General features: G+C 66.1%; 22 protein-coding genes and 1 pseudogene. 12 read left to right on the plus strand and 11 right to left on the minus strand.

The window, feature by feature from the left end:
* Nucleotides 1-7: 7 nt before the first annotated feature.
* Nucleotides 8-1318 carry a hemolysin family protein gene (locus V5B60_RS10085; RefSeq protein WP_332346874.1) on the minus strand — a complete coding sequence of 437 codons (1311 nt, stop codon included), beginning with the start codon at nucleotides 1316-1318 and terminating at the stop codon, nucleotides 8-10.
* A 661-nt stretch (nucleotides 1319-1979) separates the two neighbouring features.
* On the opposite strand from V5B60_RS10085, the gene V5B60_RS10090 reads away from it, so the two are divergent.
* Together V5B60_RS10090 and V5B60_RS10095 are read left to right on the plus strand one after the other, a co-directional pair.
* Nucleotides 1980-3326 carry a hemolysin family protein gene (locus V5B60_RS10090; protein WP_332346875.1) on the plus strand — a complete coding sequence of 449 codons (1347 nt, stop codon included), beginning with the start codon at nucleotides 1980-1982 and terminating at the stop codon, nucleotides 3324-3326.
* A complete protein-coding gene (locus V5B60_RS10095; protein ID WP_332346876.1) occupies nucleotides 3327-4574 on the plus strand; it encodes a hemolysin family protein in 1248 nt (415 codons plus the stop codon).
* 66 nt (nucleotides 4575-4640) lie between these two features.
* On the opposite strand, the gene V5B60_RS10100 is transcribed toward V5B60_RS10095, so the two are convergent.
* Genes V5B60_RS10100 through V5B60_RS10110 form a run of 3 tightly spaced genes read right to left on the minus strand, consistent with a single transcriptional unit; the run spans nucleotide 4641 to nucleotide 6468 of the window.
* A complete protein-coding gene (locus V5B60_RS10100) occupies nucleotides 4641-5528 on the minus strand; it encodes a DUF2145 domain-containing protein (RefSeq protein ID WP_332346877.1) in 888 nt (295 codons plus the stop codon).
* On the minus strand, nucleotides 5528-5977 hold the full coding sequence (locus V5B60_RS10105; protein ID WP_332346878.1) for a hypothetical protein: 450 nt from the start codon (nucleotides 5975-5977) through the stop codon (nucleotides 5528-5530). Before V5B60_RS10105 ends, V5B60_RS10100 begins: the two co-directional genes overlap by 1 nt.
* Nucleotides 5978-6000: 23 nt before the next feature.
* Nucleotides 6001-6468: a YiaA/YiaB family inner membrane protein gene (locus V5B60_RS10110; protein ID WP_332346879.1), complete on the minus strand. Its 468-nt coding sequence runs from the start codon at nucleotides 6466-6468 to the stop codon at nucleotides 6001-6003.
* A gap of 144 nt (nucleotides 6469-6612) precedes the next feature.
* Here V5B60_RS10110 and V5B60_RS10115 point away from each other — a divergent pair, with 144 nt between their 5' ends.
* On the plus strand, nucleotides 6613-7350 hold the full coding sequence (locus tag V5B60_RS10115) for a helix-turn-helix domain-containing protein (RefSeq protein WP_332346880.1): 738 nt from the start codon (nucleotides 6613-6615) through the stop codon (nucleotides 7348-7350).
* Here V5B60_RS10115 and V5B60_RS10120 read toward each other — a convergent pair.
* On the minus strand, nucleotides 7347-8807 hold the full coding sequence (locus V5B60_RS10120; protein ID WP_332346881.1) for a TrkH family potassium uptake protein: 1461 nt from the start codon (nucleotides 8805-8807) through the stop codon (nucleotides 7347-7349). The genes V5B60_RS10115 and V5B60_RS10120 overlap by 4 nt on opposite strands.
* Before the next feature lie 445 nt (nucleotides 8808-9252).
* On the opposite strand from V5B60_RS10120, the gene V5B60_RS10125 reads away from it, so the two are divergent.
* The 8 genes from V5B60_RS10125 to V5B60_RS10160 all read left to right on the plus strand — a co-directional run bounded on the left by V5B60_RS10125 (nucleotide 9253) and on the right by V5B60_RS10160 (nucleotide 16138).
* A complete protein-coding gene (locus tag V5B60_RS10125) occupies nucleotides 9253-10752 on the plus strand; it encodes a DUF1538 domain-containing protein (protein ID WP_332346882.1) in 1500 nt (499 codons plus the stop codon).
* A gap of 5 nt (nucleotides 10753-10757) precedes the next feature.
* Nucleotides 10758-11105: a P-II family nitrogen regulator gene (locus V5B60_RS10130; protein WP_332346883.1), complete on the plus strand. Its 348-nt coding sequence runs from the start codon at nucleotides 10758-10760 to the stop codon at nucleotides 11103-11105.
* A 63-nt stretch (nucleotides 11106-11168) separates the two neighbouring features.
* Nucleotides 11169-11564 (plus strand): CBS domain-containing protein, encoded by a 396-nt coding sequence (locus tag V5B60_RS10135; protein WP_332346884.1) that lies wholly within the window; start codon nucleotides 11169-11171, stop codon nucleotides 11562-11564.
* 14 nt (nucleotides 11565-11578) lie between these two features.
* On the plus strand, nucleotides 11579-12016 hold the full coding sequence (locus tag V5B60_RS10140; protein ID WP_332346885.1) for a hypothetical protein: 438 nt from the start codon (nucleotides 11579-11581) through the stop codon (nucleotides 12014-12016).
* Nucleotides 12017-12392: 376 nt separating this feature from the next.
* Nucleotides 12393-12539 carry a hypothetical protein gene (locus V5B60_RS10145; protein ID WP_332346886.1) on the plus strand — a complete coding sequence of 49 codons (147 nt, stop codon included), beginning with the start codon at nucleotides 12393-12395 and terminating at the stop codon, nucleotides 12537-12539.
* A 55-nt stretch (nucleotides 12540-12594) separates the two neighbouring features.
* A complete protein-coding gene (locus V5B60_RS10150) occupies nucleotides 12595-14304 on the plus strand; it encodes a cation:proton antiporter domain-containing protein (RefSeq protein ID WP_332350522.1) in 1710 nt (569 codons plus the stop codon).
* Nucleotides 14301-15218: a universal stress protein gene (locus tag V5B60_RS10155; RefSeq protein ID WP_332346887.1), complete on the plus strand. Its 918-nt coding sequence runs from the start codon at nucleotides 14301-14303 to the stop codon at nucleotides 15216-15218. Before V5B60_RS10150 ends, V5B60_RS10155 begins: the two co-directional genes overlap by 4 nt.
* Nucleotides 15215-16138, plus strand: coding sequence for a calcium/sodium antiporter (locus tag V5B60_RS10160; RefSeq protein ID WP_332346888.1), 924 nt, complete (start codon nucleotides 15215-15217; stop codon nucleotides 16136-16138). Before V5B60_RS10155 ends, V5B60_RS10160 begins: the two co-directional genes overlap by 4 nt.
* Nucleotides 16139-16594: 456 nt before the next feature.
* Here V5B60_RS10160 and V5B60_RS10165 read toward each other — a convergent pair.
* From V5B60_RS10165 to hpf, 6 genes and pseudogenes are all read right to left on the minus strand, one after another.
* Nucleotides 16595-17556: pseudogene (locus V5B60_RS10165) on the minus strand (HAD-IC family P-type ATPase); the annotation flags it as partial.
* Nucleotides 17555-17971: a cation-transporting P-type ATPase gene (locus V5B60_RS10170; RefSeq protein WP_332346889.1), complete on the minus strand. Its 417-nt coding sequence runs from the start codon at nucleotides 17969-17971 to the stop codon at nucleotides 17555-17557. The gene V5B60_RS10170 and the pseudogene V5B60_RS10165, both read right to left, overlap by 2 nt.
* Nucleotides 17968-18861 (minus strand): ion transporter, encoded by an 894-nt coding sequence (locus V5B60_RS10175; protein WP_332346890.1) that lies wholly within the window; start codon nucleotides 18859-18861, stop codon nucleotides 17968-17970. Before V5B60_RS10175 ends, V5B60_RS10170 begins: the two co-directional genes overlap by 4 nt.
* The gene (locus V5B60_RS10180) at nucleotides 18858-19838 is read right to left on the minus strand and encodes a TerC family protein (protein WP_332346891.1); all 981 of its coding nucleotides are present in this window, start codon (nucleotides 19836-19838) and stop codon (nucleotides 18858-18860) included. The genes V5B60_RS10175 and V5B60_RS10180 overlap by 4 nt, the downstream gene beginning before the upstream one ends.
* Nucleotides 19835-19975 carry a hypothetical protein gene (locus V5B60_RS10185; protein WP_332346892.1) on the minus strand — a complete coding sequence of 47 codons (141 nt, stop codon included), beginning with the start codon at nucleotides 19973-19975 and terminating at the stop codon, nucleotides 19835-19837. Before V5B60_RS10185 ends, V5B60_RS10180 begins: the two co-directional genes overlap by 4 nt.
* Complete coding sequence (hpf, locus tag V5B60_RS10190; RefSeq protein WP_332346893.1) at nucleotides 19972-20328, minus strand: ribosome hibernation-promoting factor, HPF/YfiA family; 357 nt, start codon at nucleotides 20326-20328, stop codon at nucleotides 19972-19974. Before hpf ends, V5B60_RS10185 begins: the two co-directional genes overlap by 4 nt.
* Nucleotides 20329-20442: 114 nt before the next feature.
* On the opposite strand from hpf, the gene nhaR reads away from it, so the two are divergent.
* Nucleotides 20443-21354 (plus strand): transcriptional activator NhaR, encoded by a 912-nt coding sequence (gene nhaR, locus V5B60_RS10195; protein WP_332346894.1) that lies wholly within the window; start codon nucleotides 20443-20445, stop codon nucleotides 21352-21354.
* Nucleotides 21355-21382 lie beyond the last annotated feature (28 nt).

Genomic DNA, 21382 nt, shown 5'->3' on the forward strand with positions numbered 1-21382 from the left:
GGGGCGGTCAGGGCGGTAAAGCGTCGCCATCGCGGTCGCCGCCGCCCGCTGTGCTGCCGGCTGAATCCACCGCTGCTCTGGCAGTCGGGCGCCGGATGCGCACCTCGTGGATGCGGCGCCGTGAAGCGCGCTCGATCTTCACTTCGAGGCCCTCGATCTGGAAGCTCTCGCCAGGGGCTGGAATCCGTTCGAGATTGCGGATGATCCAGAGATTGACCGAATCGTAGGGTTTGCCGGCGAAGTCCTGCTCGAAATGCGCTTCCATGATGCGCAGTTCGGTGGTCCCGTCGACCACCAGTTCGCTGCCGTCGGGTTTCATCAGCAGGACCTGTTCGTCCGGCGGTGCTTCCTGGTCGTCGTAGATTTCGCCGACGAGTTCCTCGAGGATGTCCTCGAGCGTGAAGATGCCGAGCAGACCACCGAACTCGTTGACGACGACGATCAACTGATCCTTGTTCGCCCGCAGCACGTCGAGCAAGCGGTCCACGGGCTGGTTCGGCGGCACGAACAGCGGTTCGCTGCCGGCCTCGGCGAGGGTCTTGTCGAGGTTCCCCTGCGCGACCTCCCTGAGGATCTCGGGCAGGGTGACGACGCGGCTGATCTCCTCCGGATTGCCGGCGTAGAGTGGAATACGGTAATGCGACTGGCCGGCGATCTCGGCCAGGCAATCGCCGATCGTCCGCTGGCCGTCGAGCGAGAAGATCTGGTGCCGGTGGACCATGATGTCGCCGGCGCGCAGTGTGCTGAAGTCGAAGATGCGTCGGATCATCTGGTGCTCGCCGGCCTCGATCGATCCCTCCTGCGTTCCGTGCTCGGCCAGTGCGATCAGTTCGCTTTCGGTCACCGTCGGGTCCTTTGGCGGGCTGGTCAGGCTGTGCATCCAGCGAATGAAGGCTTCGATCGTCCAGACCAGCGGCAGCAGCAGCCTGCCGAGCAGTTCGAGCGGTCCGGAGGCGAGCAGCGCGATGGCGATCGCGTAACGCGAGCCGAAGGTCTTCGGAGTGATCTCGCCGAACATCAGCAGCAGCAGGGTGATCACGCCGACCGCCAGACCAGGGCCGAGGTGCCCGAAACGTTCGGTGGCGACGACCGTGGCAAGGGTGGCGGCGCCGGTATTCACCAGGTTGTTGCCGATCAGGATGATCACCAGCGTGCGGTTGAGGTTGCCCTTCATCCGGTGCAGCGCGCGTGCTCCGAAACGGCGCTCGGCCAACAGCGCCTCGACGCGCGCCCGCGAGAGCGAAGTGATCGCCGTCTCGGAGCCGGAGAAGAAGGCCGAGAACAGCAGCAGGATGAACAGCAGGAAGGCTTCGAACATCTGACGGCGGCTTTCTGCACGCTGAAGAACGCTATGGCCCCCCGTGCAGCATGATGGATGACAGAACGGTTATTTACACGAGATCGCGCCCTTGGGCAACCTGCCGTCGTGTCTTGCCCAGCCGGCGACGATTCCACGCCAGCCGGCCGCGGGCCGTGACCGGTCGTTCGTCATGAGAACGGCAAAGGATCTGCGGACGGTGCGGCAGGGGCCGCTCCGGCAGCGAATCGGCGAGCGCGCAGCGCCCGCTTGGCACGGACGTCGCGAGGTGGCCTCGGCGACTCGGCCCGCGAACCCGCGGTCGCGCCGGCCTTGACTCTGGCATCAAGCCGGTGCAGAATCGGCGCCCATGTCGTTCTCGGGCTGATTCCCCATTTTATCCCGCCCATCTCGCTGCAGCACGGCTGCCGGCGATTTGCGTCCCCTCTCCCTCCTGTCGCCGGACACCCGCTTTGCGGCAGGAAGGATCGTTGCTCGGGCTTTCGCCACTTCCGAGCCTCCCCGCAAGCCTGTCGTGACCGTCGACGCCGGAAGTCCGCCGTCGACGGGCTGTCTGGTTGGCCGTCCCGGCAGCGCTGCCGTCGCCGGTCCCTCGTGCAATCCTGTCGCCGCCACCCGCGAATGTCGTGCCATGTCCCTTTTCTGGAGGAAGGTGTGAACCATGGATCCTGCCCTATGGATCGAACTCATCGTCTTTGTCGTCCTGCTCGGTTTCTCGGGCTTCTTCTCGAGCACTGAAACCTCGCTGTTCTCGCTCAGCCAGTTCGAGCTCGACCAGATGCGCGCGGCGAAGAATCCGCGCATCGAACTCATCGAACGCCTGCGCAGCGAGCCGCGGCGGCTGATCGTCACCATCCTGATCGGCAACGAGTTCGTCAATGTGTCGGCGTCGGTGATCTCGGCGGCGATGATCATCCACGTCTTCGGCGCCGAGAACGAGATGATCAACCTGTTGGTGATGGTGCCGATCCTGCTGCTCTTCGGCGAGATCACACCGAAGGTGCTGGCGATCCGCAACAACGTCGCCTTCGCCAGCGCCGAGTGTCGCCCGATCGCGCTGTTCGCGCGTCTGATCACGCCGCTGCGCGAGGTGATCCGCCACATCTCCGATTTCTTCATCACGCTGATCGTCGGCAAGCAGCGTTCCGAGGGCAACCTGGTCACCGAGGACATGATCCGCACGCTGGTGCATGACGCCGTCGGCGAGGGCGCGCTCGACAGCAAGGAAGCGCAGTACATCGAGAAGATCTTCGATTTCGGCAACAAGTCGCTGAGCGACATCATGCGGCCACGCTCCGACATCCAGTTCCTCTCGGCCGACCTGCCGGTGAGCGAACTGCTGGCACAGATCCGGGCGACGCGGCAGTCGCGCTATCCGGTATTCAAGGGGCATCGCGACACCATCCTCGGCATCCTGTACACGCGCGACCTGCTCGGGGTCGATCTCGCCCGGCTCGAGCGTGACCCGCAGGGAATCCGCAAGCTGCTGCGGCAGCCGAGTTTCTTTCCGGAATCGAAGCCGGCCGTCGAGCTGTTCCACACCTTCCGCCAGCGCAAGCTGTCGTTCGCGCTGATCGTCGACGAGTACGGCGGCGTCACCGGCCTGGTGACGATGGAGGATCTGCTCGAGTGCGTCTTCGGCGAGATCGCCAGTCCGTCCGACAGCGACGTCGTGCCGCGGCACCTGATGAGCGACCTCGCCGACGGCCGCCGCCTGATCGACACCAGCATGTCGCTCGACGACTTCAACCAGGAGTTCGGCGTCCGCATCGAGAGCGAGGAAGTCGAGACCCTCGCCGGCGCATTGCTGCAGGCTTTTGGCGAACTGCCGGCGAGCGGCGCGGCGATCGAGCGTTACGGACTGCGCTTCACCGTCGAGGCGCTCGAGCACAACCGGATCACGCGCGTCCTCGTCGAACGGCTGCCGCCGCCGGCCGAGGCCGCCGCGGATGCCGGCGAGGCGGCGGCGAGCCAGGAAACGACCGAAGAGAAGAAGGGGGACGCATAAATGCCTGATATCCTGCTCACGGCCCTGCTGATGGTCGTCTGCCTGATCGCCGAGGGCTTCTTCTCGGGCTCGGAACTCGGCATCGTCAGCGCCGACCGCATGAAACTGCGCCACGATGCCGCCAAGGGATCGCGTGGCGCGCGGATGGCGCTCGAAATGCTCGAGAAGCGGCCCGAGTGGCTGCTGTCGACGACACTCGTCGGGACCAACATCGCTGTCGTCGCCAACTCGACGATCGCCACCGCGCTGATGATCCAGCTTTTCGGCGATGCCGGCAGCTGGTTGGCGGTCATCCTCGTCGCTCCGCTGATCTGGGTTTTCGGCGAGATCGTCCCGAAGAGCGTCTTCCAGCAGCGCGCCGACGTGATCACGCCGTACGTCATCTACATCCTGCGCTTCTTCTCGATCCTGTTCGCGCCGATCCTGATCGTCTTCGTCACGCTGTCGAAGTTCCTTTCGCGCCTCGCCGGCGCGCGCGATGAGCACAACCCCTTCACCCTGCGCGAACAGATCCAGAGCATGGTGCAGATGCCGCCACAGGAAGGGGGCGACATCCAGCAGATCGAGAAGACGATGATCCGCCGCATGTTCAACTTTTCCGAGACCACCGTCTACAAGGTGATGGTGCCGCTGATCGACGTCACCGCCATCGACAGGCGGTGCACGGTCGGTGAGGCGGTGCGCCTGGCGGTCGACAGCGCGCACGTCCGCTTGCCGGTGTACGACGGCCGCATCGACCGCGTCATCGGCGTGCTCAACACGATGGACCTGCTCGGCGTCGATGCCGCGACGCCGATCGAGGGATTCGTCGGTCCGACCCGCTACGTGCCGGCGAGCAAGAGCGCCGAGTCGATGCTTGTCGAGCTGCGCAAGGACGGCGATGCGATGGCGGTGGTGATGGATGAGTTCGGCGGCGCCGAGGGCATCGTCACCATCGAGGACATCATCGAGGAAGTGGTCGAGGACATCGAGGACGAGTACGATCGGCAGGAGAAACCGGCGGAGTGGTTCCGCAAGCTCGGACATCACGACTACGTCGTCAGCGCCCGCGCCAACCCGCAGTTGCTGGTCGAGAAACTCGGCCTGAAGCTGCCCGGCGAGGGCAGCCACGACACGCTTTCCGGTTTCCTGCTCGAATTCGCGCGCGAGATTCCCAAGCCGGGGACGACGATCGAGGTCGAAGGCATCCGGTTCACCATCCAGCGCGCGACGCCGCAGGTCATCCAGGAGGTTCAGATTCGCTGGTAGACGGCGCCTGGCGGCGGCGCCCGGGCGCCCCGCCTGCCGCTGTGCGGTGGCCCGCTGCTCGCACGGTCACGCCGGCCTTTCCACCGGTCGCGGCGTGGTGAACGAGAACACATGGTGCGGCATGGTGCGCAGCCGCAGCGGCGCCTTGCCAAGCCCGCTGCGCGCCATCCAGTCGAACACCGAGTCCACGGTGACCGTTTCGATCTGCCCCGCCATTCGTCGCCCGAAGGGATGGTCGTCAAAACTGATGTGGGCGGTGGCGACGCGTGCGCCGAGCCGCTTGAGCGGATCGATCTGCAGGGTGGTGGGACGGTAACCGCTGGCACGCAGCCAGTCGCGCGCCGCGGCGCGGCTGCCGACGGCGGGCTCGGCGAGCATCGCCAGGGTCTCGATCGCCCATTGGTTGCTCTGCTGGTAGGGGCCCGACCACGGGTAGGCGAGCATGTTGTAGCGCGGCTCGTGCAGGGTGGCGAGCAGCGCGTCATTCTTGATCCGGCCGATGACGCGGGCCGCGAGCTCGTGTTCGAGCGCGACGACGCCGGCCTCGTGCAGATGGAGTCCGTCGCCGAAGAACTCGGCGAGGCCCTGACGGTACAGGCTGCTGCGGCCGCTGCCGCACTGGTTGAGCTTGTGCAGCACGCGCCAGGCGCCACGCCCGTCGAGCACGGCGTCGTCGCGATAGGCGATGCCGAGGTGTGAGTAACGCAGACCGTACTGCGAGAGATCCTGCCCGGCGCGGGCGATCAGCACCACCTTGCTGCCGTCGCGCTGCGCCAGGTCGTCGAGTTGGCGGGCAACGCTTGCCGCCAGCGCGAGGTCGCGGCTGATCGAATCGACGGTCGGACGGCGCGCCTCGCAGTTCTGGCCGGCAAGCGCCGGCGCGGCGAGACATGCCAGGCTCAGCGCCAGCACGACGCTGCGCCAGGTCCGCCGGATCGTGTCGCCGGTGTTCATCAGCGGATCCTTTCGTTGTAGAGCAGTGACTCGCCCAGGGCATTGGGCACCAGGCAGATCACCTCGCCCGCCACCGAGAGCAGCCAGCCGGCGGTGACGACCGTCACCGAGACGACGGTGCCTGCCGCGACCAATGATGCGGCGGCCGCTTCGCCGGTGAAGCGCAGGCTGGCGGTGGCACCGTCGGACGCGCGCCGCAGCAGCCAGACGGCGCCGCGCGCCGAGCTTTCGACGGCGACCACGGTGAGCACCGCACCGGCGCTGAGGATCATCACCGATGCGGCGCTGAGCACTGCGACCGGCAGGGAAAGCGAGAGGCCGGAAGCCGTGCTGGCTTCGGCTGCGCCGCCATGCGCAAGGCAGTGGCTGGCGTACGGCGCGACTGCCAGGGCGAGGCCAAGCCCGCAGAGTTGGCGCAGGGCAGAGCGGCGGGAGGTTGCGGTGTTCATGATCGACTCCTTGCGTGTGGGTTTCAGTGCTGCGCGCTGTCGGCGGGAGAGTGGGTGGCGCACGACTCCCGGCCGTGTTCGAGGCGATCGGCCTCATGGGCGTCGCGCAGGGTCTTCGCCAGGGTGAAGGCCGACGAGATCAGGTAGAGCCAGCTCACCAGCAGATAGGCTTTCCACGTCGGGTTGATGTCCATGCGCCACAGGCCCCAGGCAGTCAGCGCCATCGCCAGCGCGAACCCGCCCCAGACGACCAGCGACCAGGTTGGCGTGTCCGCTTCTGTCGCGGCGTTGTCGCGCACGTATTTGGCGAGTACGAAGACCGAAGAGAGGCAGAAGGAATAGCCCATGACCATGAAGGCGCGGTCGAGATCGTCGCCCGGCAGCCAGGCCAGTCCGCTGCCGCAGACGAACAGGGCGATGCCGAACGAAACCCAGACCTGCAGGCGCCAGGCGGCGGTGTCGCGGCGGATCGGGTGTCGTGCTGGTTCCATGCTGTGCTCCTTTCCTGGGGTGATCGAGGTGACGGGCGCATCATGGAATGAGTGCGATGGCGGTACAAGGAAGAGATACGGTGTCTTTTCAGGAGTGACTCGTGGTATCGTTTGAAGGTACTTCTTTCCGGAAGGCAGCGTGCCATGAGCACCACCGTCGACCTCATCGCGCTGCTCAAGTCCGAACTCAGGTCCGCCGGCATCACTTACGCGGCACTGGCGGAGCGCCTCGGCATGGCCGAGTCCAGCGTCAAGCGCATGCTCGCCAAAAGGGGTGACATGCCGCTCTCGCGCATCGACGACATCTGTCGCGTGCTCAACCTCGATTTCGCCGACCTCGCGCGGCGCATCGCCGACACCCAGCCCCTGATGCTGGAACTGACCCTGGCGCAGGAGAAGGCGGTGGTCGCCGACCGGATCCTGCTGGTGGTGGCGATCTGTGTCATCAGCCAGTTACCCGCCGAGGAGATCCTCGCCACCTACGAGTTGAGCGAGGTCCAGCTGGTGAAGGCGCTGACCCAGCTCGATCGCATCGGCATCATCGACCTGCGCCCCGGCAACCGCTATCGGCTCAAGGTAGCCAAGGGATTCCGCTGGCTGCCGCACGGGCCGGTGATGGACTTCTTCCGCAGGGAAGTGCTGCACGACTACTTCGCCGGCGGTTTCGACGGCGAGTCGGAAATGCTGATGGTGGTGCACGGCGAAATCGGGCGCAGCCTGGCCAGTTCGTTTCGCGAACGGCTGCTGCGCGTCGGCCAGGACTTCTCCAATCAGCACCTGGCCGACCAGAAGCTGCCGCCCGAGCAGCGCCGTCCCTACACCATCGTCATCGGCATGCGTTCCTGGCTGATGGCGGCGCTGGCCGAGATGCTGCGGCCTTAGCGTCGCCAGAATGCCGGCATCAGCAGCACCAGCAGCGTGAAGATCTCGAGCCGGCCGAGCAGCATCGCCCACGTGCAGATCCACGTCTGGAAGTCGCTGAGCACGGCGTAGGTGGTCGTTGGTCCGACCAGGTTGAGGCCGGGGCCGGTGTTGTTGATGCAGGCGACGACGGCGGAAAAGGCGGTGATGACATCGAGCCGCGTCGCGACCATCAGCAGCGTCAGCGAGACGATCGACACGACGTAGATGAAGAGGAAGCCGAGGATCGAGTGCAGCACGTGGTCGGGAACGACGCTCGTCCCGAAGCGCACGCTCTGCAGGCCGCGCGGGTGCATCGCCCGCATCAGCTCGCGGAACACCTGTTTGTAGAGGATCACCGCGCGCATCATCTTGATGCCGCCACCGGCCGATCCCGAGCAGGCGACGAAACTGCCGAGGAACAGGATCCACAACTGTGCGAACAGCGGCCACTGCGCATAATCGGTGGTGGCGAAGCCGAGCGAGGTGGCGAGCGACACCGAGTGGAAGGCGACGTAGCGGAAGGTGGTCAGGAAATCCTCGTAGATTCCGTCGGGCATCAGGTAGAGGGTCAGCGCGAGACTGCTGAAGGCGAGGAAGCCGAGGAAATAGTGTGCCTCGACGTCGAAGCGGTAGACGCGCAGCGAGCGCTTCGACAGGGCGAGGAAGTGCGTGCTGTAGTTGATTCCGGCGAGCAGCGCGAAGAAGGTGACGACGATCTCGATCTCGAGGCTGGCGAAATGGCCGAGGCTGGCGTCCTTGGTCGAGAAGCCGCCCAGGCCCATCACCGAGAAGGCGTGCATCATCGCATCCCAGGGGCTCATCCCTGCGTGGTAGAGGCTGATGCCGCAGGCCGTCGTCAGGATCACGTACACCACCCACAGACCTTTGGCGGTTTCGGTCAGGCGTGGGGTGATCTTGCTGTCCTTCATCGGCCCCGGCGTTTCCGCCTTGAGCATGCTGCGACCGCCGAAGCCGAGCAGCGGCAGGATCGCCACCGCCAGGACGACGACGCCGAGACCGCCGACCCAGTGCATGAAGGTGCGCCAGAAGTTGATCGACAGCGGTAGGTGGTCGAGACCGGAAAGTACCGTCGCGCCGGTGGCCGTCAGTCCCGACACGGCCTCGAAATAGGCGTCGGTCCACGACAGCTCGCGGATGTGCAGATACAGCGGCAGCGCGCCGAAGGCCGGCAACAGCGCCCAGATCAGAGCCACCAGCAGGAAGCTCTCGCGCACGCGCATCTCTCGCTTCTGGTGGCGCGCCGTGAAGGTCAGCAGCCCGCCTGCGGCCAGCGTGATCAGGACGGCTTCGTCGTAGGCACTGTGGGCGCCGTCGGCGGTCAGCCACGACAGGCCGAGCGGCAGCAGCATCAGCCCGCCGAAGCCGATGATCAGGATGCCGAGAATGTGCAGGACGGGCGCGAAGCGGTCGATCATGGGCAGGCCTTGCGGCGATAACGGATGGGATTTGGTCCCGGTGGTGACAACGCGGCGATCAGCTCGGCAATCGGGTCACCAGGACCGAGTTGAGGAAGTCGCTCCGGCAGCGTGCTGGAACCTCGATGATGCGGACATGAGTATGGCCTTTACGGTCTGCCGCCGTCAATCCGGGACCGGGCGCGCCGGGACGGCTGATCCGGGGCCACCTGCGCCGCCCGCGCCATGTGGCACGAGCGCCGCGGCATTCGCGCCGGCAATGCCAGGGTGATTTATCTTGCCGCCTCTTGCCGCATCCGCGAACTTCCGGCATCATCCGCGGCCATGACGACAACGACCGATCGACCGACTGCTCTCCTGCGTGTCGCGCAGCCGCTGATCCAGTCTGACCGGTCGTCCGCTCTCCCTGTCGGTTCGCGGCGACCGGCGACGGCCGGGAGCTAGGATGAGGCTCGGCTCGCTCGTCCGCGTCATCCGTGAACTGCTGCACGAAGCGGCGCGCGACTTGGCGCCGACGCTGATCGTCGTCCTCATCTTCCAGATCTTCTTCATCCAGCGCATGCCCGACAGCCCGGCGGCGCTGATCGGTGGCTTTGCCGTCGTCCTGCTTGGCCTCGCGCTGTTCGTCAAGGGGCTGGACGCGGCGATCTTTCCTGCCGGCGAGACGATGGCTTTCGACTTCGCCCGGCGCGGTTCCTTTCTCTGGCTGATGTTCTTCGCCTTCTGCGTCAGCTTCGCCTCGGTCGCCGCAGAGCCGGCGCTGATGGCGGTCGCCTACAAGGCCGAGGCGGTATCGGGCGGCAGCATGGGCGCGCTGACGCTGCGCATGGTGGCGGCGCTCGGCGTCGGGCTGGCGGTCGTCGTCGGCGTCTGGCGCATCGTCCTCGGCCACTCGATCGGCAAGTACCTGATCCCCGGCTACCTCGTGGTCATCGCCTTGACGGCCTTCGCGCCCCCGCAACTGGTCGGCCTGGCCTTCGATTCCGGCGGCGTCGTCGCCTCGACCGTCACCGCGCCACTGCTCACCGCCCTCGGCGTCGGTCTGGCGACGAGCATCCGCGGCCGCAATCCGATGCTCGACGGTTTCGGCCTGATCGCCTTTGGCGCGCTGGCGCCGATGATCATCATCCAGCTCTACGGCATCGTCTTCTTCGTTCCCGCCGCGGCCGGCAGCGTCGTGCTGCTGATGCCGAGCGACGACCAGCACCAGTACGCCGCACTCGAGATGCTGCTCGACTTCCTGATCATGGTGCGGAACCTGCTGCCGATCATCGCCGTCGTCCTGTTCTCGAGCTTCGTCATCCTGCGCCGGCCGCTGGCCGATCCGCGCGGGCTGGCGGTGGGCATGGTGCTGGTGGCCGTCGGCCTGTTCATGTTCGACGAGGGGCTGCAGGTCGGGCTCTTCCCGCTCGGCGACGAGATGACCAGCGGCCTGATGCGTGATGGCGTGGCGATGTGGGTGCTCTACCTCTACGGTTTCCTGATCGGCTTTGCGACGACGATGGCCGAACCGGCGCTGATCGCGCTGTCGATCAAGGCCGACGAAGTGAGCCTCGGTCAGTTGAAGGGCTTCTGGCTGCGCACGCTGGTGTCGATCGGCGTCGGCATCGGCATCGTCATCGGCTGCGCGCGCATCGTCGACGGCACCAACATCGCCTACTGGCTGATTCCCGGCTACCTGCTGGTCCTGCTGATGACCCGCTTCGCACCGCGGTTCATCGTTCCGATCGCCTACGACTGCGGCGGCGTGACGACGTCGACGGTGACCGTGCCGCTGGTCACCGCGCTCGGCGTCGGGCTGGCCGCGCGGACGCCGGGCCGCGACCCGATGATCGACGGCTTCGGGCTGATCGCCTTCGCCTCGCTGTTGCCGATGATCATCGTCATGTCGTATGGCATGCTCGCCACTTGGCTGTTGCGTGCCAGGAAACCCGTCACGGAGTAAACACGATGAAATTTTCCGCCGTCGTACTGATCGTTCCCGAGGAAGACGAGAACCGCGCGGTCGATATCCTCAAGGAAGCCGGCGCCACCGGCATCACCATCGTCAAGGGCAAGGGGCTGCGGCACAACGAGCGCAAGACCTTCCTCGGCCTCGGGCTCGAGCGCAAGGAGTCGCTGCTGCTCTGCGTCGTCGAGAAGCAGCTCGCGATGCGCATCCTGCGCGCCGTCAAGATGCAGATGAAGATGGACCTGCCCGGTGGCGGCCTGGCCTTCTCGCTGCCGCTGGGCAGTGTCGTCGGCATCGGCCTGGCGCAGATGCAGGCCTTCCGGCGCGAAGTCGAGGAGGGGCTGTGAGCGGCGAACGCCGGTCCGCGTTTTTCCCTGCCTGCCCGATCATTGATTGAAGGAGTCCCTGCCATGCTGGTTGCCGGAATCATGAAGAAGAAGGTCGTCACCATCAGCCCGATGGCGACCGTCCGTGAGGCGCTGATGATGATGAAGGAGCGCGGCGTCAAGTCGCTGGTCGTCGAAAAACGCCACTCGGGTGATGCCTACGGGCTGATCGCCTATCGTGACGTGGCGCGGGCGGTGATCGCCGAAGACGGTGACATCGACCTGCTCAACGTCTACGATATCGCCCAGAAACCGGCGCTGCAGGTGTCGCAGCACCTCGACGTGCGCTATCTGGCTCGCCTGATGATCCAGTATTCGGTGAAGAGCGTGCTGGTGATCGACAACAACGAGCTCGAGGGTTTCGTTTCGGATACCGACGTCGTCGGCAGCCTGATCGATCGCGCGGTCGGTGGGCGCTAGTCGGGCGAGGCATCATGGAGAAGCTCCTGCACCGCTACTCGGCCTTCTTTCCGCGCTGGTGCCAGGCCTTTGGTGACCATGCTCCGGATCCCTTCGGCGAGGCACGTGCCGTCGAGTGGTTGGTCGGCGCCGACAGCGTCGGCGTCATCGTCCTGCCCGAAGTGCGACACTGGCTGATGCACCAGTTGCTGGCCGAGAAGCATCCCGAAGTCGAGTTCCGATCGCGCTCGATCCGTCTCAACCGGCGCAAGTACGACGAGGTGGAAGTGCTCGCCACCGCGGGCTATTCGGCGCTGCGCGAACTGCTGCTCGGTTGCGACGAGGCGCACATGTTCCTCACCTATCACCTGATCTACCCGCCGGGGACGCGGATCATCACCATTTCGAGCAAGCCGCCGCTCGGTCTGCTGTATCGGGAGATGGAGCCACTGACGTTGGTCGTCAGCGAGTAGGGGCGGCGGCGGCGCCGGCTGAGCGGCCTCCGCGATCTCCCGCCGCTGTTCGGGGCTCGGATCGTCGAGTCGGCTCGCCGGTTCCGTTGCAACCGCATCGTCAACGGCAGCCGCCGCCTCGAGGTCGCAGAGCCCTTGCTTTTCCGCCCGCTTGGCAACATACTCGGACACGTTCGCGCGCCACCCGTAGCCGGGGTGGACTGGATCATGCCGAGCCGCCGGCACCGCGCTTCGCAGTCCTTTTCTCGATATCAGGTCACAGACATCAACCAGCAACGCGGGCCATTGGCCTTGCTGGGTAGTCAGCACCCTGCCGGAAATCGTCTCGAACCGGGACCTGCTGCGCGGACTGCGGGACCTGCATTTCACCGGCGAAGTGGCGATCGTCGCCCGCGACGGCTTCGGCGGCGCAGCCTTGACGAGAATGGGCGCGCCGACCATCGTGTGGCCGATGCGCCACGCCGTCGATCATGTGGTCGAGGTGCTGACGGCGATGATCCGGTTTGACGGGGTGGCCAAGTGAGGTGCGGCCGACCCGCCGCGTCTCGGCCAGGAAACGCAGAGAGCGGATAGACCAAATGGATCATCTGATTCAGATCATTCTCCTGCTGGCCGTGACTGTGGCGATCATGGTCGCCTTTCAGCGGCTGCGTATTCCCTCGAGCCTGGGTTACCTGCTGGTCGGGTTGATCCTTGGGCCGCATACGGCTGGTCCGACGGTGCATGTCCCGGAGTTCAAGGTGCTGGCCGAGTTTGGCGTGGTCTTCCTGCTGTTCTCGATCGGGCTCAACTACTCGCTGCCGCAACTGCATGCGATGCGTCATCAGATCCTGGGCCTCGGTACCGCGCAGGTTGGACTGACCACGGCTGTAGTAGCCACCTTGCTGTGGCTGGCTGGCTTGAACCCGGCGGTGGCCTTCGTCATCGGTGCCGTCTTCGCGCAGTCTTCGTCTACCATCATCGGCCGGCAATTGGCCGAACAGGGGGAGGACGCGACCGCGCATGGCCGGCTCGGCCTGGCCATCTCCGTGTTCCAGGATGTGACCGCCGTGCCTTTCCTGGTCCTGATTCCGGTGCTGGGCAGCGCCACGGGTATCTACGCCCTGGCTGGCGAACTCGGCTGGGCCCTGGCCAAGGCCATGCTCGCGTTCGCCGTGGTCTTCTATGCCGTGCGCTGGGCCTTGCGCCCACTCTTCCACCTCGTCGCCGAGCGGCGTTCCGCCGAGCTGTTCACCCTGACGGTCCTGCTGGTCGTGCTGGCGGCTGCCTCGACCACCAGCAGTCTCGGGCTGTCGCTGGCCTTTGGCGCCTTTTTGGCAGGTATGATGCTGGGCGAGACCGAGTTCCGTCACCAGGTGGAATCCAGCATTCGTCCGTTTCGCGATGTGCTGCTCGGCCTCTTCTTCATTGGTATCGGCATGCTGATCGATCCGAGTTCACTGCCCCGGATCTGGCATTGGGCCCTGCTGGGCAGCCTGCTGCTGCTGTCGAGCAAGATTGTCGTCGTCGTACTGATCGTGCGTCGCAGTGGCATGGACGCGCTTGCATCATGGCGAACGGCCTTGCTGCTCGCCGTCGGCGGTGAGTTTGGTTTCGCGCTCCTTGCCATCGCGCTGGACAGCAGCGTGATCGATGCGCAGGCCGGTCAGGTCGTGCTCAATGCCGTCCTCTTCTCCCTGGTCGGAGGCGTCCTGCTCATCCGCTACAACCATGCGATCGCCTCCGGTCTGGCCCGGTCGGTCGTTGCCGCCCCTCCCGTGGCAGAGCAGTTGGGCGGCTTTCCCGCACCCCAAGTGCTGATCGGCGGCTACGGGCGCGTGGGCCATACCATCGCGGTACTGCTGAAGGCGAGCGGTGTCGATTTCGTGGCGTTCGACACCGATCCAAAGCGGGTGCAGCAAGGGCAGGCCGACGGGCATCTGGTGCTCTATGGCGACATTGCCGATCCGGAGCTGCTTGCAGCGGCCAGGGCCGAGCGCGCCACGCTGGCCATCGTCACCGTCGACTCGCACGCCATCGCGTTGCGGGCGATTGCTGCACTGTGCCAACATTGTCCGCATGTGCCGGTGATCGCGCGTGCCCGCGACCTGGAAGCCAGTTCGGCCTTGGTCAACGCCGGTGCGATCCATGCCTATCCGGAGGCGATCGAATCCAGCCTGCGCCTTGGCGCGACCGCCTTGCGCATGTTGCGGATTCCCACCGTCGATATCGACCGGATGCTGCAGGACATACGTGACTGGGACTACCAGCCGGTGCTTGAAAACCCAGTGGAGGAGGATGCCAAATGACGAGCGCGCGGACGATTCTCGTCGCCACCGATCTTTCCGCGCCGGCGCGCCATGCGGTCGAGCGCGCGTTTCTGCTGGCTGCCAGCAGCGGCAGTGAGCTTTGCATTCTGCACGCAATGGAGCTGGATGCCCTCGACAGCCTGCGCGAGATGTGGGGGGACGATGTATCCGCCGTGAAGGCAGCCTTGAACAGCGACGCCCGCAAGCACCTCGATGAGCTCACCAGCGCCGCAGCGATCCGTCGTGGCGTTGCTGCGCGCACGTGCATCGCCGAGGGGAAGCCGCTGAACGCGATCGCTGCCGAAGCCGACGCGCTGGATGCGCGTCTGGTGGTCATCGGCGCGCGTGGCGAGTCGCCGCTGCGCCACACTGTACTGGGGCCGACGGCAGCCCGGCTGCTGCGCAAGTCGTCACAGCGTCCGGTTCTCGTCGTGAAGAATGAACCCCACGCAACATACGGCTGCGTCCTGGTTGCTGTGGATTTCTCGCCGGTGTCGCTCGAGGCGGTTCGCCTGGCAAGGCGCTGGGCGCCAAAGGCCGATCTGGTCTTGTTGCACGCGTTCGAGTTGCCTTACGAGGGCAAGTTGCGGCTTGCAGGTGTCGACGCGCAGGAGATCCGCCGGTACGTCACAAGCAGCAGCGAGAACCGCCGCGAACGCTTGCACGAGCTGGCGGCAACCGCCGGTCTGGCGCCGGCGGAGTATCTGGTCCGGGTCATTCATGGCGATCCTGCGCAGCAGATCATCGGCGTCGCGCAGGAGCTTGCCAGCGACCTGATCGTCATCGGCAAGCACGGATCGCATCTCGTCGAGGAATTCCTGCTCGGTAGCGTGACCAAGCACGTGCTGGCGGAGTCGCGATGCGATGTGCTGGTCATCTGCGACCCGCGTGATGCGCCTGACGAATCGCCATGACCGATCCGGCCCTGATCCTGGGCGCCGTGCTGTTGGCCGCGGCGGGCGGCGAGGCATTCCTCAAGTCCATCCTCGGCACGGCACGCCATCTGCGCGTACCAAAGGCGGTGGTGGCCACGACACTGGCGGCCTTCGCCACCTCCAGCCCGGAGCTCACCGTGTCTACCGTCGCCGCTCTCGCCGGCCAACCGGAAATCGGTTTGGGCGATGCGCTGGGGAGCAACGTCGTCAATGTCGCGCTGATCTTCGGTCTCGCCTTGCTTTATGGTGGCGTGCAGACGTCGCGGCAGGATTTTGGCCGCGATTTCTACCTTGCCCTCGCAGTCCCCGCGCTGACTCTTGTCCTGATTCTTGATGGACGCATCGACCGGCCCGAGGCATTGCTGCTGTTGGCGCTGTTTTTCGCCTGGCTGGTCTGGATCGTGCGCAGTGCCCTGCGCCAGCGCGCCTTGGCGGTGGATGTCGAGACCAGCGAACTGTCTGCCGGAAGGAGCCTGCTGCTCGGTGTGCTCGGTCTTGGTGCGTTGATCGTTGCCGGCCGCCTGTTCGTCAGCGGAGCAACGGGAATCGCGGCCGCCTTGGCCGTCGACACGTACGTGATCGGGGCGATTCTGGTAGCCATCGGCACATCACTGCCCGAACTGGTGACGGTGATCCTTTCGCGCCTGCGTGGCCACGACGATGTCGGCGTCGGCACATTGATCGGCAGCAACCTGTTCAACGGTCTGGCCATCGTTGGCGTAGCGGGTACCCTGCATCCGATCGCGGCACCGCTGACCGAGGTGGCGCTGACGTTGACCTGCGGCATCCTCGCGCTGCTCCTGCTGCTGCCCAGCCGCAGCGGCCTGATCGGGCGCGACCGCGGCTTCGCTTTGCTGCTGTTCTATGTTGGCTTCATCTGGGCGACGCTCACGTCCTGATCTCGCTGGTCATGTCTATTGATCGGGATGCTGCTCGATGCCGCGGTCTTGGGTGGCGCCACCGGCGGCGCTCGCATCGATGTCAGCGTTTGCCCATGGCAGTATTGCGCAATGGGAGGGCTTGCCAGCGCACCCGTCTGTCGGCCTTTCTTACACGATGCTCCCGATCGCAAGCAGCCGGTCCTGCTTTAATGATTGTTTTCCGACTGGCACGAAACGTGCTTTATTGTCACCGAAGCTGTTTGCCGCTTGCAGTCGGTGTCTCGGCCCCTTGCGTGATCGGGCCGCCAGACAAGGCTGCGCCTGTGGTCCGGCCAGACGATTCCCGCTGGAAACGTCGGCAGCCGGTGCTGCCACGGGCGGCTGCAGCAAGCGCAGGCAGGCCTTTCGGCAACCATCGACAGCGAGCCCCCCCCGCTTGTCGAAACGGTTTGCCGGAAGGCCGCCTCCTCGCATCGAGGCGATCGCCGTCGCCAGCAGCCAGTCGCCGAGGCTCAGGTCGACGGTGTCGAATACCGCCTGTGCCGGCGCCCAACGCACGGCGACCACCTGGAGTGCGACGACGCCGGCGACTGCGAGCCAGAGCTTGCCGTTGGTGAAGAACTGGCGATTGAAGGCGGTGCCGAACTCGGCGCGGGCATTGAAGATGTTGAAGAACTGGAACAGGACGAAAGTGGTGAAGGCCAGCGTCACGGCGTAGGCGTGGCCGCTGCCGCCGTCCTTTCCTGCGTGTGCCCTCCAGGCGTAGGCGGCGAGCGTACCGACCGCCATGGTCAGGCCGTAGAAACCCAAGCGCCAGAGGCGCGCGCCACTCAGGATGTGGGTGTCGGCTGCGCGGGGCACGCCGTGCATGATGCCGGGACGCGCCGGCTCGACGCCGAGCGTCATCGCCGGCGGGCCGTCCATGATGATATTGACCCACAGGATCTGGATCGCGGTGAAGGGCGTCGGCATGCCGAACAGCGGGGCGCCGAGCACGGTGAGGATGGCGCCTATGTTGGTGGACAACTGGAAGCGCACGAACTTGACGATATTGTCGCAGATGGTGCGTCCCTCTTCGACCGCCCGGACGATGGTGGCGAAATTGTCGTCGGTGAGCACCAGGGTGGCGGCTTCCCTGGTGACGTCGGTACCGGTGATGCCCATGGCGACGCCGAGGTCGGCGGCCTCCAGCGCCGGTGCATCGTTGACGCCGTCGCCGGTCATGGCGACGACATGGCCACGCGCCTGCAGTGCTTCGACGATGCGCAACTTGTGCTCGGCGCGACGCGGGCGAAGACGGCGGTCGCTTCGACCATCTCGCTCGGCGCCGCGCCGGAGATGCCCTCGATCTCGCGGCCTTCGCGCGCCTCGCCGCGCAAGCCGAGGTCGCGCGCGATGGCGGCGGCGGTTGCGCGGTGGTCGCCGGTGATCATTTCAGATCCTCGAGGTCCACGCCACCTTTCGCCGCCAGCGCCAGCAGCGCGCCCTTCGTCGGGTCGCCGACCAACTCGCCATCGCGAATGCGGCTGTCGGGGCACAACGCCGCCGGTGCCAGCAACGGCAGCCAGTCGGGTGAGCCCTGGCCGTCCTCCGGCCTGATGCTGCCGATGCCGCCGTAGCCGGCGCCTTGCCGACGAGCCGGTTCGGACCGTGGTGGGCGAGCCTGGCCGCCGCTTCGGCGCTGCCGAGGCCGGCGGCAGGGTCTACACCCAGGTCTCTGGCCGCGGTCGTCGCGGAGCGGGCGTGCCAGGGTACCTCGTCGTCGGGCTGGGCAGGCGATGCCGGCTCGGACATGCTGCCTGGCGTGGTCTCGGCGTGAGGAAGAAAAGGAGGTTGCCGTCGCTGCTTCATCCTTCTGTGCTGCCGGTGCGCTCCGACGCCGGCCTGGGCGGCATGGCCTGGCTGCCGGACAGCATCGATTTCAACGCGCAGATTTCGTCGCGCAGGCTGCGCATCTCGGCGTGCAGGTCGGCCTCGATGTGCTCGCGCGCGGCTTCGACGACCCTTTGCGTGCCGTGCTGCTCCGCCTCGGTGTAGCTCTGCATGGCGTTGACGATGATGGCGATGAACAGGTTGAGCATGGTGAAGGTCGCCACCAGGATGAAGGCGACGAAGAAGATCCAGGCGTGGGGGAAGTTCTCCATCACCGGGCGGGCGATGCCCATCGACCAGCTCTCCAGGGTCATGATCTGGAACAGTGTGTACAGCGAGCGACCGAGATCGCCGAACCATTCCGGGTGGCTTGCCGCGAACAGCTTGCTGGCGATCACCGCGAAGACGTAGTAAATGATCAGCAGCACCATGGCGATCGAGCCGAGGCCCGGAATCGCCGCCAGCAGGGCGCCGACGACACGCCGCATCGAAGGCACCATGCTCAGGAGGCGCAGCACCCGCAGTACGCGAAGCGCGCGCAGAACGGCGAGGGGTCCGGTTGCCGGCAGCAGGGCGATGGCGATCACGGCGAAGTCGAACACGCTCCATGGATCGCGCCAGAACGCCGCGCGATGGGCGTAGAGGCGCAGGGCGATTTCGCCGACGAACACCGCCAGGATGGCGCGGTCAAGGCCGACGATCAGCCCGCCTGCCGCCGCCATCGCGCTCGCCGAGGTTTCCAGGCCGAGCAGGGCGGCGTTCACCAGGATCAGGCCGATGATGAAGTTCTGCACGCGCGGCTGCCCGATCCACGCGCGTACCCGCTGGCGGCGATCGTTGCCGGGGAGCGTGCTCAGCGTCGCATTCATGCGGTGTCTTCCGTCGCCGCCCGGGGCCTTGTCACGACCAGACTGGCGACCACCGATAGCAGGATGGTGCCGGCGACGATCGCCAGGGACCACTGGATCGGCAGGTGGAACCAGGGCGCAGCGAGCATCTTGCCGCCGATGAAGACGAGCACGAGGGCGAGGCCGTACTTGAGCAGGTGGAAGCGGTCGGCCATGTCGGCGAGCACGAAATACAGCGCGCGCAGCCCCATGATGGCGAAGATGTTGGACGTGAAGACGATGAAGGGGTCGGTGGTGACGGCGAAGATCGCCGGGATGCTGTCGACCGCGAACACCAGGTCGCTCGCCTCGATCAGGACGAGTACGAGGAACATCGGCGTCGCCCAGAGGATGCCGTTCTGCCGGACGAAGAACGACTCGCCGTGGAAGCCCGGGGTGATGCGCAGATGCCCGCGCAGCCAGCGCAGCAGCGGGTTCTTCTCGAGGTCCGGCGCATGGTCGGCGAAGATCAGCATCTTGATGCCGGTGATCACCAGGAAGGCGCCGAAGACGTAGAGCACCCAGGCGAACTCCGATACCAGCCACACCCCGGCGAGGATCATGCCGGCGCGCATGACGATGGCGCCGACGACGCCATAAAGCAGCACGCGGCGCTGCAGTTCCGGTGGCACCGCGAAGTAGCTGAAGATCATGACGAACACGAACATGTTGTCGACCGACAGCGATTGTTCGATCAGGTAGCCGGTGAGGAACTCGAGCGTCTTGCGCTGCGCCACATCGGCGCCCTGGGTACCGTGCAGGTGCCACCAGAGCAGTCCGGCAAAAGCCAGTGCCAGGCAGACCCAAGCGATCACCCAGGCCAGCGCTTCCCTGACCGGTACCCGACGTACCTTGTTGCCGCCGAGGACGAACAGGTCGAGCGCCAGCATGGCGAGGACGAAAGCGATGAAGCCTGCCCACATCGGGCCGGTGGCGAAACTCTCGACGCTGGCGCTCATGCCGATGCCCGCCAGAGGCCGCCGGCCGACGGTAGCGCCCGGATCGGTACCGCGACAGTGATCGCTGCCCGCTCTGCTGCTGCCAGCGAGGTCGCACGGCGCAGCCCGGTCAGGGTGGACGCGAAGCGAACGGTCATGGCGTTTCCTCGCTGAGCGACGACTGCTGGCTGGCCGCCGGCATGGCCGACTCGCGTCTGCGCGCCAGGTAGCGGTCGAGCGTGCGGCCGATTCGCCCGGCGGCGCGATCGACGGCGACGTAGAGATCGCTCTGGGTATCCTCGACGACCAGGGCCGGAGCACCCTTGAGGCGGACTTCGATGCTGCAGGACTTGTCCTCGCCGCCGCGCGGCCCATTGACATCGGCAAGACGCACGATGATGCGCGTGACGACCTCCTGACCATGGTTCAGCGCGCAGGCGAGGCGCGTCGCGACATGCTGGCGCAGCGCGTCGGTGAGGGCGAAGTCGTGTGACTGGATTTGCAGGTTCATGGTGTTCCTCTCTGTTTGGGAAGCAGACCGGCGCATTCTGGGCCAGGAAAACTTTCGACACAAACAGATATAACGATGCGTTATGATCGAAAAAAGCGAAGGACGGGCGGTCGCATGATCAACTACAAGCACTTGCATTACTTCGTCAGCGTCGCCCGCTCGGGCGGCGTCAGCCGCGCCGCCGAGCGGCTGCACCTGACGCCGCAGACGCTCTCCGGGCAGATCGCCCAGTTCGAGGAACGGCTTGGTGTCTCGCTCTTCCGGCGCGTCGGGCGCCGCCTCGAGCTGACCGAGACGGGCAAGCTGGCGCTCTCCTACGCCGAGGAAATCTTCCAGACCGGGGCCGAGCTCGAGGATCTGCTGCAGAACGGCAGCGACGGGCGCTTCATCACCTTCCGCGTCGGCATCGCCGATGTCGTGCCGAAATTCATCGCCCATCGCCTGCTGGCGCCGGTGCTCGAGGTTCCCGGGGCGCTGCGCCTGATCTGCCAGGAAGACCGGCTGGAACGCCTGCTCGCCGACCTGGCGATCCACCGGCTCGACATGGTCCTGGCCGACCGCCCGATTCCTCCGGGCGCCGAGATCAAGGGCTACAGCCACCCGCTCGGTGAATCGGCGGTGGCTTTCATGGCCGCACCGGTGCTGGCTGCGCGGCTGGCGGGCTGCTTTCCGGATTGTCTGGACGGTGCGCCGCTGCTGTTGCCCGGACGTGACAGCACGCTGCACGGGACGTTGCCGCGCTGGCTCGAGCGCCAGGGGATGCGGCTGCGCATCGTCGGCGAATTCGATGACAGCGCCCTGATGAAGGCTTTCGGCGAAGCCGGCGCCGGCGTCTTTCCGGCGCCGGCAGCCAGTGTGGCGGACGTGACGGCACACTACCGCGTCGTCAAGCTGGGCGAGACGGAGGAAGTTCGTGAGCGCTTCTTCCTGATTTCGGCGGAGCGGCGGCTGACCCATCCCGCTGCGCGAGCGGTCAGCGAGAACGCGCGCGCCGGTGCGTTCGGCGTCCAGCCGCAGGCGGGCTGAAGCGCGTCAGCGGGCATTCCCGGGTGCG

It is taken from the genome of Accumulibacter sp. (assembly GCF_036625195.1).
Lineage (GTDB): Bacteria > Pseudomonadota > Gammaproteobacteria > Burkholderiales > Rhodocyclaceae > Accumulibacter.